The sequence below is a fragment of the Actinocorallia libanotica genome, from assembly GCF_039525175.1.
Lineage (GTDB): Bacteria > Actinomycetota > Actinomycetes > Streptosporangiales > Streptosporangiaceae > Actinocorallia > Actinocorallia libanotica.
Genome location: NZ_BAAAHH010000015.1, coordinates 78,575 through 93,239, shown reverse-complemented (window position 1 = coordinate 93,239; position 14,665 = coordinate 78,575). Strand labels below are relative to the sequence as shown.

At 71.2% G+C, this 14,665-nt stretch carries 15 protein-coding genes; 12 read left to right on the top strand and 3 right to left on the bottom strand.

All coding sequences use genetic code 11. From position 1 onward, the window contains the following. Nucleotides 1-47: 47 nt before the first annotated feature. Entirely contained in the window at nucleotides 48-698 is a 651-nt protein-coding gene (locus tag ABD140_RS19265) for a TetR/AcrR family transcriptional regulator (protein ID WP_344242263.1), read from the bottom strand. 437 nt (nucleotides 699-1,135) lie between these two features. Between ABD140_RS19265 and ABD140_RS19260 the strand changes: the two genes are divergently transcribed. The 5 genes from ABD140_RS19260 to ABD140_RS19240 all read left to right on the top strand — a co-directional run bounded on the left by ABD140_RS19260 (nucleotide 1,136) and on the right by ABD140_RS19240 (nucleotide 4,929). Further along, entirely contained in the window at nucleotides 1,136-1,399 is a 264-nt protein-coding gene (locus tag ABD140_RS19260) for a helix-turn-helix domain-containing protein (protein ID WP_344242262.1), read from the top strand. Beyond that, on the top strand, nucleotides 1,396-1,770 hold the full coding sequence (locus ABD140_RS19255) for an IclR family transcriptional regulator domain-containing protein (protein ID WP_344242261.1): 375 nt from the start codon (nucleotides 1,396-1,398) through the stop codon (nucleotides 1,768-1,770). The genes ABD140_RS19260 and ABD140_RS19255 overlap by 4 nt, the downstream gene beginning before the upstream one ends. A gap of 103 nt (nucleotides 1,771-1,873) precedes the next feature. Beyond that, nucleotides 1,874-2,980 carry a PDR/VanB family oxidoreductase gene (locus ABD140_RS19250; RefSeq protein WP_344242260.1) on the top strand — a complete coding sequence of 369 codons (1,107 nt, stop codon included), beginning with the start codon at nucleotides 1,874-1,876 and terminating at the stop codon, nucleotides 2,978-2,980. Continuing rightward, nucleotides 2,875-3,501 (top strand): cytochrome P450, encoded by a 627-nt coding sequence (locus ABD140_RS19245; RefSeq protein ID WP_344242259.1) that lies wholly within the window; start codon nucleotides 2,875-2,877, stop codon nucleotides 3,499-3,501. Before ABD140_RS19250 ends, ABD140_RS19245 begins: the two co-directional genes overlap by 106 nt. A 243-nt stretch (nucleotides 3,502-3,744) precedes the next feature. Further along, on the top strand, nucleotides 3,745-4,929 hold the full coding sequence (locus ABD140_RS19240) for an MFS transporter (RefSeq protein WP_344242258.1): 1,185 nt from the start codon (nucleotides 3,745-3,747) through the stop codon (nucleotides 4,927-4,929). 52 nt (nucleotides 4,930-4,981) lie between these two features. Here ABD140_RS19240 and ABD140_RS19235 read toward each other — a convergent pair whose 3' ends face one another. Beyond that, complete coding sequence (locus ABD140_RS19235) at nucleotides 4,982-5,737, bottom strand: SDR family NAD(P)-dependent oxidoreductase (RefSeq protein ID WP_344242257.1); 756 nt, start codon at nucleotides 5,735-5,737, stop codon at nucleotides 4,982-4,984. A gap of 145 nt (nucleotides 5,738-5,882) precedes the next feature. On the opposite strand from ABD140_RS19235, the gene ABD140_RS19230 reads away from it, so the two are divergent. From ABD140_RS19230 to ABD140_RS19200, 7 genes are all read left to right on the top strand, one after another. Further along, complete coding sequence (locus ABD140_RS19230) at nucleotides 5,883-6,791, top strand: LysR family transcriptional regulator (RefSeq protein ID WP_344242256.1); 909 nt, start codon at nucleotides 5,883-5,885, stop codon at nucleotides 6,789-6,791. 158 nt (nucleotides 6,792-6,949) lie between these two features. After that, nucleotides 6,950-7,903, top strand: coding sequence for a fumarylacetoacetate hydrolase family protein (locus ABD140_RS19225; protein ID WP_344242255.1), 954 nt, complete (start codon nucleotides 6,950-6,952; stop codon nucleotides 7,901-7,903). Continuing rightward, nucleotides 7,900-8,859, top strand: coding sequence for a cyclase family protein (locus ABD140_RS19220; protein WP_344242254.1), 960 nt, complete (start codon nucleotides 7,900-7,902; stop codon nucleotides 8,857-8,859). Before ABD140_RS19225 ends, ABD140_RS19220 begins: the two co-directional genes overlap by 4 nt. 11 nt (nucleotides 8,860-8,870) lie before the next feature. After that, nucleotides 8,871-9,974, top strand: coding sequence for an FAD-dependent monooxygenase (locus ABD140_RS19215; RefSeq protein WP_344242253.1), 1,104 nt, complete (start codon nucleotides 8,871-8,873; stop codon nucleotides 9,972-9,974). Further along, nucleotides 9,971-10,966 (top strand): amidohydrolase family protein, encoded by a 996-nt coding sequence (locus ABD140_RS19210; protein ID WP_344242252.1) that lies wholly within the window; start codon nucleotides 9,971-9,973, stop codon nucleotides 10,964-10,966. Before ABD140_RS19215 ends, ABD140_RS19210 begins: the two co-directional genes overlap by 4 nt. Nucleotides 10,967-10,968: 2 nt before the next feature. After that, complete coding sequence (locus ABD140_RS19205; RefSeq protein WP_344242251.1) at nucleotides 10,969-11,904, top strand: VOC family protein; 936 nt, start codon at nucleotides 10,969-10,971, stop codon at nucleotides 11,902-11,904. Then, nucleotides 11,904-12,884, top strand: a complete 981-nt coding sequence (locus tag ABD140_RS19200) for a fumarylacetoacetate hydrolase family protein (RefSeq protein WP_344242250.1) — start codon at nucleotides 11,904-11,906, stop codon at nucleotides 12,882-12,884. The genes ABD140_RS19205 and ABD140_RS19200 overlap by 1 nt, the downstream gene beginning before the upstream one ends. Nucleotides 12,885-12,955: 71 nt before the next feature. Here the strand turns inward: ABD140_RS19200 and ABD140_RS19195 are convergent, their stop codons facing one another. After that, nucleotides 12,956-14,554, bottom strand: coding sequence for an IclR family transcriptional regulator domain-containing protein (locus ABD140_RS19195; RefSeq protein ID WP_344242249.1), 1,599 nt, complete (start codon nucleotides 14,552-14,554; stop codon nucleotides 12,956-12,958). Between the last annotated feature and the right edge of the window lie 111 nt (nucleotides 14,555-14,665).

Below are 14,665 nucleotides of genomic sequence, written 5' to 3'. Positions count from 1 at the left end.
CATGGTCCGGGGGATCAGCGGTGCTTGGAAGGGCGGGTCACGGGGGCTTACGCCCCGGGCCGGTCTTGGCGATCATGTCCGGGGCCCCGGCCCTCATGGTTGTCTCTGAAGATCAGATCGGTCAGGTAGTAGATGTAGGCTCCGAAGGCCTTCCTGCCCTCGGGGCTGTCCTGGCGCAGCGGCGTCGCGGAACCGATGCGCGTGATGCCTTCGGTCAGGAATCCTCGAAGGCTCCAGCTCACGAGGTTTCCGATGACCTGAACGTCTACGCGTCGGGTGATCTCGGGTCCGGCGATCTCGGCTATGCGCTGAAATACGGGAACCCTGTAGGTTTCCTCGATATCAGGTATGTCCGCGGCGTCCTTCAGATAGCGATGCTGCCATATGGCCATCTCGTCAAGGTGGTCGAGATAGAACTCCAGCAGTTGTTCGATGAATCGGCGAACCCCTGCTTCGTTGGGCACGAAGGATTTCTCGGCGTCATCCAGGCTTTGCACCTGGGCCTTGTAGAACCCTTCGATGATCTGCATGTAGATCTCGCGCCGGCCCCCTGCCGCGCTGACCGCCCCGCGCGAAACACCGGCCGCGTCGGCGATCATCTGATTGTCGACGCTGTCATACCCGAGGTTGGCGAAAAGCCGGAGCGCCGCACCGGTGATCCGGTCATCAATCCGGCCCGGTTCCTCTGAGTTCTGCATGTATATATTATTCTGATGATCCCCTCGGGGTGGATACGCAGCTGAGGGAAAACTGCGGGAAAGATTGAGTCTCCCTTCCTGCTGCCACCCCATGGGCGGGTCGAACGGCCCCGCATGGACCTTCGGTGATCTCAGAGCATCGTCTGCCGCTCGAGATGAATTCCCTCTGCGGCGCCTAGAAGGCCGCTTCGGAAAGTCAAGGCCGTTGAAATCATCGAGTATTTCCGGGGCGTCGGTCCGGGAAATCGACCGGTGGGTGGTGGGCGATGCCGCAGCGGGGTGGCTACCCGTCGCTCCCTGACGTTCTGCCTGTTCCAGTCAGCACGGAGCGGAACGGGGCCCGGCAGACGAGGGCAGCTGGATCACATGCAGAAGCCAGGGTTAATCCAATGAATGGATAACCTCGATGCGCTGCGGGAGCCGAGCGGGAAAGGGGCATGATGGCGAGGCCGCCGAGCGGGGAGTCGCTGCTCACGCGGGTGGTGCGGATCTTCGAGGCGTTCGGCCCGGAGGAGCCGGTCCTGACCGTCAGCGAGATCGGCAGGCGGGCCGCACTGCTGCAGGCCACGACCGCCCGTCTGGTGAAGGAGATGACCGGGCACGGCCTGCTGGCCCGGGACGACGATCGCAAGGTCCGTATCGGCACCCGCATGTGGGAGCTGGCGGAACGGGCTTCACCCGTGCGCCGGACTCGGTGGTGAACGTGACTCACGTCGGCGGACGCCTGCCGCTGCACGCCTCGTCGTCGGGGCTGGTCCTGCTCGCGCACGCTCCCGCGGAGTTCCGAGAAAGGGTCATCTCCGGACCGCTCCTCGCGTTCACCTCGCAGACCATCGTGGACGGGCGGCGGCTGCGCGCGGAACTGGCGGAGATCCGCCGCAGGGGCTTCGCCTTCTGCCAGGGCCACATCCGGCCCGAGGCCACAGGGCTGGCCGTCGAAGTCCGCCGCAACGGTGAGATCGTCGCGGCACTCGGTCTCGTCGTTCCGAACGACGGCACCGCATGGGCTCTTCACCGGCCGCTTCAACTTGCGGGTCTGGCGCTGACCCGTGCCTTGAGCCGAGCGGTCTGAACCAAGGAGTCCACCATCAGTTACCCGTTCAATGGGTAACCGCTGGTCTTGGCATCACCGAAATCCGATCCTCGTAGTCCACCCCGGGAGACGAGGAGCAACCATGGCGCGCTTCACCATGGCGACAGATCCGGACACGACAGCGGGCCCGCCGGAGCACCGGGCCACCCGGACGCCGTCGACACTCGATCTGCGCGTGGCCGCCAAGTGTGAAGCCGCTGAAGGCGTGGTGACTCTGACTCTCAGCCGACCGGACGGCGGTCGGCTGCCCGACTGGGCGCCTGGCGCGCACATCGATCTCGTTCTCCCCAACGGGTCGATCAGGCAGCACTCCTTGTGCGGCGATCGATGGGACGCACACACCTACCGGATCGGTGTCCTGCGGGAGGCGTCGGGCCGAGGAGGCTCGACGTACGTCCACGACATGCTCGCCGAGGGGGACACCGTGGGAATCGGCGGTCCTCGCAACAACTTCCGCCTCGTGCCGGCGGGCCGCTACGTCTTCATCGCGGGCGGCATCGGCATCACCCCGCTGCTGCCGATGATCGCGCAATCCGAGATGCAGGGCATTCCCTGGCGGTTGCTGTACGGGGGTCGGAGCCGCTCCTCCATGGCCTTCCTCGAAGACCTCGCCTCCTACGGAGACAAGGTCGCGCTCGTCCCCGCGGACGAGCGCGGACCGCTCGACCTCGACGCGGCTCTCGCCGATCTCCCGCAGGACGCCAAGGTCTACTGCTGCGGCCCCGCCGGGCTGCTCGATGCCGCTGCCGCCCGGTGCTCCGGTATCGAACCGGGTCGGGTGCGGATGGAACGGTTCGTCGCCGCCGGGCAGGCCGACGGTTCCCCGGACGAGGCGTTCGAAGTCGAGTTGCGCAGATCGTCGCGGACGTTGACGGTGGCCACGGGCGAGACCCTCCTCGATGCGCTCAGTGCAGTGGGCGTCAATGTGTTGTCCTCGTGCAGGCAGGGCCTGTGCGGCACCTGCGAGACGACGGTCCTGGACGGCGTGCCCGACCACCGCGATGCGCTGCTGGACGATGCCGACAGGGCGGCCGGTGACTGCATGCTCGTCTGCGTCTCCCGCGCCGCGAGCGCTCGGCGTGGGTGGCCGCTCAGTGCGTCCGCGAGCGCCTCGCGCCCGGAGGGTTCGGCGCCCGCATCTGGGAGGCCGCAGACCGCGGCGACATCACCCACGAACAGGCGCCGCTGATCGTGCGCTCGCTGCTCACGGCAGGCGTCGACACCACGGTTCATGGACTCGGCGCGGTCCTGCACGCCTTCGCCTCCCACCCGGACCAGTGGGAGGCCCTGCGTGCCGACCCCGGCCTGGCCCGCGTCGCGTTCGACGAGGCCGTGCGATGGGAGTCGCCTGTGCAGACCTTTTTCCGCACCGCGACCCGCGATGTCGGGATCGGCGGCACGGTCATCCCGGAAGGCAGGAAGATCCTCATGTTCCTCGGGTCCGCGAACCGCGACCCGCGGCGCTGGGGTCCCTCCGCCGACGCCTTCGACCTGTCCCGCGACCCGTCCGCGCACGTCGGCTTCGGCATGGGCATCCACCAGTGCATCGGCCAGCACGTCGCACGCCTGGAGGCGGAAACCCTGCTGGCCGCGCTCGCCGCTTGCGTCGCTCGCGTCGCCCGCATCGAGCCGACGGCCCCGCCCGTTCGCCATCTCAACAACACCCTGCGGTCCTGGGAATCCATCCCCGTTCGCCTGCACCCGGCCTGAAACACAGCCGATTTCCCCGCCGCCTTCGAGAAGACGCGCAGGGACGAGGTCCTGCGCTCGGTGGTGGTCCTGCGACCGCCCCGGTCGGTCATCTCGTCCGACTGGCCGGCAGAGGTATCCGTCGGGTGGATGGAGGGCATACGAAAATGCCGTCTTCCGCGCCTTCCGGGTTCCGGCACATAGTGATGGCCATCACAACTCCGGATCGTTCTCGTGAGGCCACCCCACATGTCACGTCCCCCTTTGCCGACCCCGCGTTCCGCGGGTGCCGTTCAGCTCGCCCTGCTGCTGGTCGGGAGCTGCATGCCGGTGCTCGGCGCCGTGCTGCTCTCGCCCGTGCTGCCGCGGATGGAGGAGGAGTTCGCCTCGGTCGGCGGCGCGGAGATCCTCGTGCCGGTCGTGCTGACGCTGCCCGCGCTGTTCATCGCGCTCGGCGCGCCCTTCGCGGGCGTGATCGCCGACCGGTTCGACCGCAAGCGCCTGCTGATCGGCACGATGGTCGCCTACTCAGTGTTCGGCACCGCGCCGCTCTACCTCGACTCCCTGCACGCGATCCTCGTCAGCCGCGCTCTCGTCGGCGTGTGCGAGGCGGCGATCATGACGTGCTGCACCACGCTCATCGCGGACTACTGGACGGGGCGGCGCCGCATCCGCTATCTCGGCGTGCAGACCCTCGTGACGACGGTTTCCGCGACCCTCTTCTTCGCCCTCGGCGGGGCGCTCGGCGCGAACGGCTGGCGCACGGTGTTCTGGCTGTACCTGGTGGCCGCGCTCGTCGCGCTCCCGATGGCCCGGTTCCTGTGGCAGCCGGAGCAGCCCGCCCATGAGGACGGCCAGCCCGTGCCGGCCCGGCGCCTCGCGGTCCCGGTGCTCGTGACCGTGGTCGGCGGGCTGGTGTTCTACACGCTGATCGTGCAGCTCTCCTACGTGCTCGACGAGGCGGGCGTCTCCGACAGCGCGGCGATCGGCGGGATCACCGCGCTGATGTCCCTGGCGACGGCGATCGGCGCGGGCTTGTTCGCGAAGGCGACATGGTTCGGGCTGCGGCCGCTGCTCGTCGCCGAGTTCGCCCTGTCCGGTCTGGGGCTGCTGCTCGTGGGCGGGGCCGCCTCGGTGCCGGTCGTCGTCGCGGGCGCGGCGCTCACCGGGTTCGGGACGGGACTGCTGCTGCCGACGCTGCTCACCTGGGCGGTGGACGGGCTGTCGTTCGCGCAGCGCGGGAGCGGGACCGGAGTGTGGACCTCGGCGCTGTTCCTCGGCGAGTTCCTGTCGCCGCTGGCCGTCGGCGGGCTCGCGGCGGCGGCTGGGCTGGGCGGCGCGCTCGGGATCGTCGGCGGTGCCTGCCTCGCGCTCGCACTGCTGGTCGCGGTGCTGCTCAGAGGCGCCTCCGGGCAGCATGCCGAGGTGTTCGGCAGGGCTGCGGCCTGACCCCTTCGGGCGGGTCCGTACCGGGCCCGCCCTGTCCCGGGATCACCTGTTCCTACTCTGGAAAGAGGTCGTCGCGGATCGACTTGACGCCGCCGTGGGCGGTCAGCCCGCCGTCCACGGGGATCTCGGCGCCCGTGATGAAGGACGCGTCGTCGCTCAGCAGGAAGAGGACCAGCGGGACGACCTCATCGACGGTTCCCGTTCGGCCCAGCGGGGTCTCCGCGATGTTGGCGCTGCGGAAGACGGAGGGGGCCGAGGCCGTCATGGGGGTCTCGATGAAGCCGGGGTGGATGGTGTTGACGCGGATTCCGCTGCGGCCGAGTTCGAGGCAGGCCACCTTGGCCAGGCCGCGCAGCGCCCACTTGCTGGTGGTGTAGGCGGCGGGGAAGTGCGCCGTGAGCGCCGCGACGGAGCCGACGCAGACGATCGAGGAGCCCGGAGGCATCAGCGGTGCAAGGGCCTGGATCCCATGAAGCGTCCCGTTCACGTTGACGTCCATGACGCGGGCCAGGTCGGCGGTCGCGAGATCCGAGAGCCTCGCCCGCCAGGTGATCCCGGCATTGGCGACAAGGCCATCGACGCGTCCGTGGTCGCGGCGCAGTTGTGCGGCCAGCGCCTCCCAGCGGTCGGCGTCGGTCACGTCGAACGGCCGGTAGTCGACGCCGGGCAGGTCCTCGGCGGGCTCGGGCGTGAGGTCGAGGGCGATGACGGTCGCACCCCGGGCGGCGAGGAACCGGGCTTCGGCGGCTCCCTGGCCCTGCCCTCCGCCGGTGACGACGATGATCTTTCCTGCTACCCGGCCGGTCATGTCCGCTCTCCTTCGATTCGGCGTCCAAGGAGACGAAGCCGTCCTGCCTCAGGTGTCGTCGGTGCACCTATTATGGAGACCGGCCAATGATCCGGGAAATCGATTTCTCTGATCTGGCAATCCATGTGGTGAATGGCAGGCGCTGATGAGTCTCGAGAGCCTCGACCTGAATCTCCTGGTCGCCTTGAACGCGTTGCTGGAGGAGCGCAACGTGACGCGGGCCGGCGAGCGGATCGGGCTGAGCCAGCCCGCGACGAGCGCCGCGCTGAGCCGGCTGCGCCGCCACTTCGGCGAGGAGCTCCTCGTCCGCCGCGGCAACAACTATGAGCTGACTCCGCTGGCCGCCTCGCTGCGGACCCGCTCCGCGGCCGCCTACCGGATCCTGGACGACCTGTTCGCCAGCCGGATCGAATTCGATCCCGAGACGGAGGAACGGGAGTTCACCGTCATGAGCTCCGACTACGCGGCCGCGGTCCTCGGCGGGCGCCTGGCGCGGGAACTCAGCACGCAGGCGCCCGGCGTCCGGCTGCGGTTCACCAACGTCGACACACCCGTCGTCGAGAAGCCGGAGATCGGACTCGCCGGCGTCGACGGCCTGCTCATCCCGCACGGCGTGATCCGCGACATGCCCTCGATCGATCTGTACGACGACTCCTGGCTGTGCATGGTCTGCGCCGACCACCCGGACATCGGTGATGAAATCACCTTGGATGATCTCGCCCGCCTTCCCTGGGCCGTCTACCAGCGCCCCTATGACGCGCCCGTCGCTCGGCAGATCGCGATGCTCGGCCTCGAACCCCGCGTCGAGGTGTCGGTGCACAACTTCGGGCTGCTGGCGGACTTCGTCGAGGGCACCGGCCGGGTGGCGTTGATCCAGGGCCGGCTGGCCGAGCGGCTGAAGGGAAGGGCGCAGGTGCGCTTCCTGCCCTGCCCGTTCGACGCGGTGCCCGTCAAGGAGGCCCTGTGGTGGCACCCGGTGCATGACCTCGACCCGGCCCACGTCTGGTTCCGCGAGACCGCGGCGCGCATCGCCGCGCAGCTCCCCGTTCTCTGAGCGACCGCCCCACCAGGTTCGGTCCTGCCCGGACGGCTCCGCCCTGCCTGCTGCTATCCACTGAACGGATGGCAGGCATACCAATCATTTATTTCACAAATCCTGTGCCGGCGGTCACAGTGAAGGGCAGCACAGAGAGGAAACCCATGGAATCGTTCGTGTCACCGAGGGGTCCGTTCGCGCTGGGCGCCTTCGCCGCCGCCGACGGCAGGGAGTTCGCCGGCCTGGTCGTCGACGGCCGCGTCCGAGACCTCACCGGGACGGGCCTGCCGCGCACCACCCGGGAGCTCCTGGCGGACTGGGACGCCGTCCTGCCCCGCCTGGCCGGTCTCGCCGCGGCCGGTGACGGGGCATGGACCGGGCTGGACGGCCTGCGCGTGCTCCCTCCGGTCGAGCCGCGCCAGATCTTCCAGTCCGGTGCCAACTACCGCACCCACGTGATCGATCTGGCCGTCGCGCACCGCAGCCCCGACGACCCCCGCAGCCCGGAGGAGATCCGGAGCGAGACGGCCGCCCTGATGGACCGGCGCGCGGCCGAGGACCTGCCGTACGTGTTCATCGGCCTGCCGTCCTCGATCACCGGCCCCTACGACGACGTGGTGGTGCCGGACTGGTGCGCCAAGCCCGACTGGGAGCTGGAACTGGCCGCCGTCATCGGCCGCCCCGCCCACCGGGTGAGCGAGGCCGAGGCCCTCGACCACGTCGCGGCCTACACGATCGCCAACGACGTCACCGCCCGCGAGGCGGTGTTCCGGCGCGACATGCCCGAGATCGGCACCGACTGGCTGCGGTCGAAGAACGCGCCGACGTTCACCCCGCTCGGCCCCTTCCTCGTCCCCTCGGCCTTCGTCGGCGACCCCGGCGACCTGCACGTGCGGCTGACGGTCAACGGGACCGCCTACCAGGACGAGTCCACCAAGGACATGATCTTCGGCGTCGCCCGGCTGGTGTCCTACATCTCCCAGTCCGCGCGGCTGCTGCCCGGCGACCTCGTCCTGACCGGCAGCCCCGCCGGGAACGGCATGCACTGGGGCCGCCTGCTGGCGGACGGCGACGTCATGGAGGGCTCCATCACCGGGCTCGGCGTCCAGCGCAACCGGATCGTGCGATGATCGACCGCACCGACCCCGAGGGCGCGATCGCCGAGGCCGCCGCGAAGTACTCCAACTGGGGCCGCTGGGGCGCCGACGACGTGCTGGGCACCGTCAACTTCCTCACCGAGGCCAAGCGGCGCGAGGGCGCGGCGCTGGTGCGGCGCGGCGTCAGCTTCTCCCTCGCGCAGTCCTTCGACATGAACGGGCCGCAGAAGGGCTGGCGGCGCCGCACCAACCCGGTCCACACCATGCTCGACACCGGTACCGACGCAGCCCTCGGCCTCCAGGGCTTCCCCCACGGCATCGGCGGCGCCGACGACGTCATCGCGATGCCGCTGCAGTGCTCCACCCAGTGGGACGGCCTCGGCCACATCTTCGACCACGGCAAGGCGTGGAACGGGCGCCCGGCCGAAAAGGTCGTCACCAGCGACGGCGACCTGGTGACCGGCATCGAGACCCTCGCCGCGCCGCTGTGCGGCCGCGGCGTGCTGCTGGACGTCGGCCGGGTGATCGGTGAGAACGGCGAGCTGCCCGACGGCTTCGCCATCACCGAGGAGCACCTGGAGGCCACCGCCGAGGCGCACGGCGTGGCGGTCGGCACCGGCGACATCGTCGTGGTCCGCACCGGCCAGCTGGCCCGCGCCCGCCGCGAGGGCTGGGGCGAGTACGCCGGCGGCCCCGCGCCCGGCCTGTCGTTCACCTCGATCGGCTGGCTGCACCGCACGCAGATCACCGCGATCGCCACCGACACGTGGGGCTTCGAGGTGCGGCCCAACGAGTTCGACGACGCCTTCCAGCCGGTCCACCAGGTCGTCATCCCCAACATGGGCCTGCTCATCGGCGAGATGTGGGACCTGGACGCGCTCGCCGCCGACTGCGCCGGCGACGGCGTCCACGAGTTCTTCCTGTCGGCCCCGCCCCTGCCCGTCACCGGCGCGGTCGGCTCCCCCGTCAACCCCCTCGCAGTGAAGTGAGAACCCCTCCCATGCAGAAGATCCTCATCGTCGGCGGGGGCGTGGCCGGCTCCGCCCTGGCGATCCACCTCGCCCGCGCGGGCCGGGAGGTGGAGATCGTCGAGATCAGCGCGGAGGTGTCCGCGCTCGGCTCCGGCATCACCCTCCAGGGCAACGCGCTGCGCGAGCTGCACGCCCTCGGCCTCTGGGACGAGGTGCGCGCCCGCGGCTTCGGCTTCGACGTCCTCGGCCTGCGCGCCCCCGACGGCACCGTGCTCGCCGAGATCCCCGACGCCCGCACCGGCGGCCCCGACCTGCCGGCCACCCTCGGCATGAACCGCCCCGACCTGGCCGCGATCCTGCACGCGGCCGTCGCCGCGGCCGGCGTCGCGGTCCGGTTCGGCCGGACCGTCGTGAGCCTGGACCCCGAGGCCGGGACCGTGGTGTTCGACGACGGCGCCGCCGGCGCCTACGACCTGATCGTCGGCGCGGACGGCATCCGCTCCAGGATGCGCGAGCTCATCGGGATCACCACCGCGCCCGAGCCGATCGGCATGGGCATCTGGCGGGTCCACACCGCCCGCGCCGCGGGCGTGGACCGCACCGACCTCATCTACGGCGGCTCCTGCTACATCGCCGGCTACTGCCCGACCAGCGACACCGAGATGTACGCCTACCTCGTCGAGGACGCCCGGCCCAAGGGATCGGTCGAACCCGGCGCGATGGCGGCTGAGATGCGCGGCCTCGCCGAGGGCTACGGCGGCCCGTGGACCGAGATCCGCGCGGGCCTCACCGACGCGTCGCGCATCAACTACACCTGGTTCGAGTCGCTGCTCGTCGAAGGCCCCTGGCACCGCGGGAAGGTCGTCCTCATCGGCGACGCCGCCCACGCCTGCCCGCCCACCATCGCCCAGGGCGCCGCGATGTGCCTGGAGGACGCCTCGGTCCTGGCGGAGCTGCTGCTCGCCGGCGCACCCGATCCGCTGACCGCCTTCCACGCGCGCCGGCTGCCCCGCGTCAAGGCCGTGGTGGAGGCGTCGGTCCAGCTGTGCCGCTGGCAGCTGGCCCACGACCGCGCCGCCGACGTCCCCGGCCTCATGGGCCGCGTCTCCGCACTGCTGACGGAGCTGCCGTGACCGCCGTCGTCGACGTGCACGCGCACGTCATCCTGCCCGAGGTCGAGCAGGCCGTCGCCGGGCGGCCCGGCCTGGAGGCCCACCGCGAGCTCGACGCCCGCCGCAACGGAGCCGAGTCCCTCGCCGTCAGCGGCCGGATGGTCGGCGCCCGCATCGACGCCCTCACCCGGGTGCCGGTCCGCCTCGCCGACATGGACGCCCGGGGAGTCGACGTCCAGATCGTCAGCCCCTCGCCGTCCCACTACCATTACTGGGCCGAGCCCGACCTGGCCGAACGCGTCGCGCGGATCGCCAACGAGGGCACCGCCGCGCACTGCGCCCAGGCCCCCGGCCGGCTGCTGGGACTGGGCCTGGTCCCGCTCCAGCACCCCGAGCTGGCGGTCGCGGCGCTCGACCACGCCCTGGCCCTCGGCCTGAAGGGCGTGGAGATCTCCTCGCACGCCCCCGGCGTCGAGCTGTCGGACCCGCGCCTGGAGCCGCTGTGGAGCAGGGCGGCCGAGACCGGCGCGGTGGTCTTCCTGCACCCGTTCGGCTGCACCCTCGATGAGCGCCTCGACCGCTGGTACCTGTCGAACATCGTCGGCCAGCCGGTCGAGAACGCCGTCGCGCTCAGCCACCTGGTCTTCGCCGGCGTGCTGGACCGCCATCCCGGACTGAAGATCGTCGCCGCGCACGGCGGCGGCTACCTGCCCGTCCACCTCGGCCGCGCCGACCACGGCTGGCGGGTCCGGCCCGAGGCGCGCGGCTGCGCCGAACCGCCCAGCGCCTACCTGCGCCGGATCTGGTTCGACTCCCTCGTCCACGACCCGGCCGTGCTGCGCTCCCTCGTGGCCGCCGCCGGCGCCGGGCAGGTCCTGCTCGGCTCGGACTACCCGTTCGACATGGGCGTCGAGGACCCCCTCGAACGGCTCGCCGCGGCAGGGCTGCCCGACGCCGCACGGCTCGCCATCACGGGCGGCAACGCCGCCCGCCTCTACGGAATCAAGGAGTGACCATGGGACGCCTCATCACCCATCTCCGCCACGTCGACCTGGCCGTCCCCGACTTCGACGGGCAGCGCGACTTCTACGCCGGAGTCTGGGGCCTGACCGAAGTCGCCTCCGACACCGGCCTGTCGTTCCTGGCCGCCGTCGGCTCGCCCGAGCAGTACATCGTCCGGCTGCGCAAGGACGCCGAAAAGCGCCTCGACCTGGTCGCCTTCGGCGCCCAGACCCCCGCCGACGTCGACGCCCTCGCCCAGCGGCTGCGCACCGCCGGCGTCACGCTGGTCAGCGAGCCGGGCGGGCTCGACACCCCCGGCGGCGGCTACGGCTTCCGCTTCTTCGACCTGGACGGCCGCACCATCGAGGTCTCCGCGGACGTCGCCGTCCGCGCGCACCGCAAGGTCGAGGAGCGCGAGTCGGTGCCGGTGCGGCTGTCCCACGTGGTGCTCAACTCGCCCGACCTGGCCGCCACCCGCGCCTGGTACGAGGAGCACCTGGACTTCGCGCTGTCCGACACCCTCTCCTCGCCCCACATGGGCGACGTCATGCACTTCATGCGCTGCAATCCCCAGCACCACAGCCTCGCCATCGCACGCGGCCCCCACACCTCGCTCCACCACATCTCCTTCGAGATGCGCGGCATCGACGAGTACCTGCGCGGCAGCGGACGCCTCATCCGCTCGGGCGCCAAGCTCGTCTGGGGCCCCGGACGCCACCTCGCGGGCGACAACACCTTCTCCTACTTCCTCGACCCGCACGGCAACACCGTCGAGTACACCACCGAACTCGAACGGCTCGACGAGGACACCTGGCACCCGTCGGTCCACGACTTCTCCCAGCCCGAGGTGACCGACCAGTGGGGCACCGCCAACCCCATGAACGAGTTCGTCGCCCGGGAATCGTTCAACGACGTCGACCGCGGCGTGTTCGTCGCTCCGCCCGTCTGATGCGGTACGCGACCTATCTCCACGGCGGGCGCACCCAGGCGGGCGTCCTGGCCGATGGACACCTCCACCCGCTGCAGACCCGCTCCCTCCTGGAGTTCCTGAACTGGAACGACTACGAGCGGGCCGCCGCCACCCGCGCCGCCTTGACCCGCCGCGGCACTCCTCTGGACGCCGTCAGCATGCTGGCGCCGATCGAACCGCCCACCGTCCGCGACTTCGTCGCGTTCGAGGAGCATGTCGAAGGCGTCCGCAAGAGCATCGACAACGCGGACGGGGTGCCGGACCAGTGGTACCGGGCACCCACCTTCTACTTCACCAACCCCTACGCGGTCGTCGGCACCGGGGCCGACATCGCGATGCCGCCCGGATCGCAGGTCCTGGACTTCGAACTCGAAGTGGCGGTGATCATCGGCAGGGCGGGCCGCGACCTGGATCCCGAGCAGGCCCGCGACCACATCTTCGGCTACGCGGTCTTCAACGACTGGTCCGCCCGCGACCTCCAGTCCGCCGAGATGAAGGTGGGGCTGGGGCCCTGCAAGGGGAAGGACTCCGCCAGCACCCTCGGCCCGTGGATCGTCACCGCCGACGAACTCGACGCCTACCGGGACGCCGACGGCTTCCTCCAACTGGGCATGAGCGTCGAGGTCAACGGCCGGGAGGCCGGCCGCGACCTGCTGTCCAACATGGGTTGGCCGTTCGAGGAGCTCGTCGCCTATGCCTCGCGGGGCACCGAGATCCGCCCCGGCGACGTCCTCGGCTCCGGAACCTGCGGCAACGGCGGCTGCCTGGCCGAGCTCTGGGGGCGGCGCGGCCGCCAGGACCCCCCGCCGCTCCGGCCCGGCGACACCGTCACCATGACCGTCGAAGGCATCGGCTCCATCACCAACACCATCGTCGAGGGCGTCGAGCCGCGGCCGATCCCCCCGGCCCGGACGCGGCCGCGCGCCCGGCCCCATTCGACCGCCCCCGGGGCCCGCTGACCGGCGGTCTTCGTCCTCCGCCGGTGCGGGCCGCGCCTCACCCGGCGCGGCCCGCACCGGCGCATGAGTCCTCATCGGGTGAGGAACATGGACAGGTCGGTCTCCAGGGCGGCGGCCGCTGCTCTGAGGGGCGGGAGCAGGCGGGCGCGGGAGGCGGCCGGGGTCTCCGCCGCGGCGTGGCAGGCGGTGTTGAGGGCGGCGATGACGCGGCCGGCGCGGTCGCGTACCGGGACGGCCAGGGAGCGCAGCCCCTCTTCGAGTTCCTGGTCGACCAGCGCGTATCCGTCCAGGCGAGCCGAGGCGACCAGATCCGCGAGGTCAGCGGGGTCGGTCCGGGTATGGGCGGTGAAGGGACGCAGGACGCTGTGCTCCAGGATCCGCGCGGCATCCGGCTCGGCCAGCCCCGCGAGCAGGATCCGGCCCATGGAGGTGGCGTAGGCGGGCAGGCGGGTGCCGATCTCGACGGCCTCCTGCATGATCTTGCTGGCGGGAGAACGTGCGACATAGCGGATGTCGGTGCCGTCGAGGACGGCCAGGGACACCGAGTCGCCGACGGAGGCGGAGAGGGCCCGCAGATGGGAGCGGGCGATCTCCGGGAGCCCCAGGCCGCTGAGGCTGCTGTAACCGAGGTCGAGGACCCGGGGGAGGAGAAGGAAGCGGCCGTCGTTCTCCGCCGCGTATCCGAGGGCGGTGAGCGTCAGGAGGGAGCGGCGGGCGGTGGCGCGGGGCAGTCCCGTCGCGGCGGCCGTCTCCGAGAGGGTGAGGCCCGCCGGGGCGTCGAGGGCGGCCATGACCGCGAGGCCGCGGTGGAGGGATTGCAGGTAGTCCGCGCCGAGCTCATGCTTGGCCTCGCGGCTGAGGTCGAGGCCGGCGGGCCGGGCGGGCCTTCGGGGGGAGGCCTGCGCCTGCTCGATGCGGGCGGCGCAGGCCGCCAGTTTTGGCAGCGCGTGGGCGCGGAGGCTGTCCACGTCGTGCCTGCTGGTGTGGCTGACGACGCTCAGGACCGAGACGGGGGAGCCGGAGGCGTCGCGGACGGGCAGGGCGATGGCGATCAGCCCGGGTTCGATCAGCTGGTCGTCTTCGGCCCAGCCGTCCCGCAGATAGGCCGCCGTCCGCGCGCGGAGAAGCTCCTCGACCTCGGGAAAGGCGTTCATCGGCAGGGCGAAGCGGGTCTCGTCCTCGGCGCGTCCTCGCCAGCGCTCCCATTCCCGCGGGCCCCAGTCCGCGGCGAAGACGGCTCCGGGGGCGCACCGCTCGGCGGGCAGGAGGTCGCCGACGCGGAAGGAGACCGACATGCTGCGGCGGCGCGGCGACTGGGCGACGAAGCGGACGCCGGCCCGGTCGGCCACGGCCAGGGAGACCGACTCGTCCAGCGATTCCGCCAGCAGCGCCACCTCCCGGGCCGCCGCCGGGACGATCCCGGCGGCGGCCAGGTAGGCGTTGCCCAGCTCCATCAGTCGCGGCGCGAGCGCGACCTCCCGGTCCCGCAGGCGCACGTATCCGGACTGCTCGAGCGTGCTGATCACCCGGTCCACGGTCGAGCGCGCCAGGCCGGCGGCCCGTGCCAGGTCCGCGGGACGGGCGGGGGAGCGGCCGAGGAGCTCGATGACCTCCAGTCCCCGCTCCAGCGGTCCGACGGTGCCGTCCGTCCTGCCGTGGGTTCTGCCCATCCGGATGCCTTCCTCTCGACCGGAGTCCTTCACGGGGCCGCCAGGGGATTGACATCGCCGGACGCGCCCCGCACACTCATGGGTCCCATTATGGACTTAAGTTCACTAGGC

What these genes read in the sequence shown, in the direction of transcription:
- ABD140_RS19230 (WP_344242256.1), top strand. Translation starts at nt 5,883, where the DNA reads ATGAGTCTCGAGAGCCTCGACCTGAATCTCCTGGTCGCCTTGAACGCG.
- ABD140_RS19215 (WP_344242253.1), top strand. Translation starts at nt 8,871, where the DNA reads ATGCAGAAGATCCTCATCGTCGGCGGGGGCGTGGCCGGCTCCGCCCTG.
- ABD140_RS19220 (WP_344242254.1), top strand. Translation starts at nt 7,900, where the DNA reads ATGATCGACCGCACCGACCCCGAGGGCGCGATCGCCGAGGCCGCCGCG.
- ABD140_RS19265 (WP_344242263.1), bottom strand. Translation starts at nt 698, where the DNA reads ATGCAGAACTCAGAGGAACCGGGCCGGATTGATGACCGGATCACCGGT.
- ABD140_RS19195 (WP_344242249.1), bottom strand. Translation starts at nt 14,554, where the DNA reads ATGGGCAGAACCCACGGCAGGACGGACGGCACCGTCGGACCGCTGGAG.
- ABD140_RS19200 (WP_344242250.1), top strand. Translation starts at nt 11,904, where the DNA reads ATGCGGTACGCGACCTATCTCCACGGCGGGCGCACCCAGGCGGGCGTC.
- ABD140_RS19205 (WP_344242251.1), top strand. Translation starts at nt 10,969, where the DNA reads ATGGGACGCCTCATCACCCATCTCCGCCACGTCGACCTGGCCGTCCCC.
- ABD140_RS19250 (WP_344242260.1), top strand. Translation starts at nt 1,874, where the DNA reads ATGGCGCGCTTCACCATGGCGACAGATCCGGACACGACAGCGGGCCCG.
- ABD140_RS19260 (WP_344242262.1), top strand. Translation starts at nt 1,136, where the DNA reads ATGATGGCGAGGCCGCCGAGCGGGGAGTCGCTGCTCACGCGGGTGGTG.
- ABD140_RS19235 (WP_344242257.1), bottom strand. Translation starts at nt 5,737, where the DNA reads ATGACCGGCCGGGTAGCAGGAAAGATCATCGTCGTCACCGGCGGAGGG.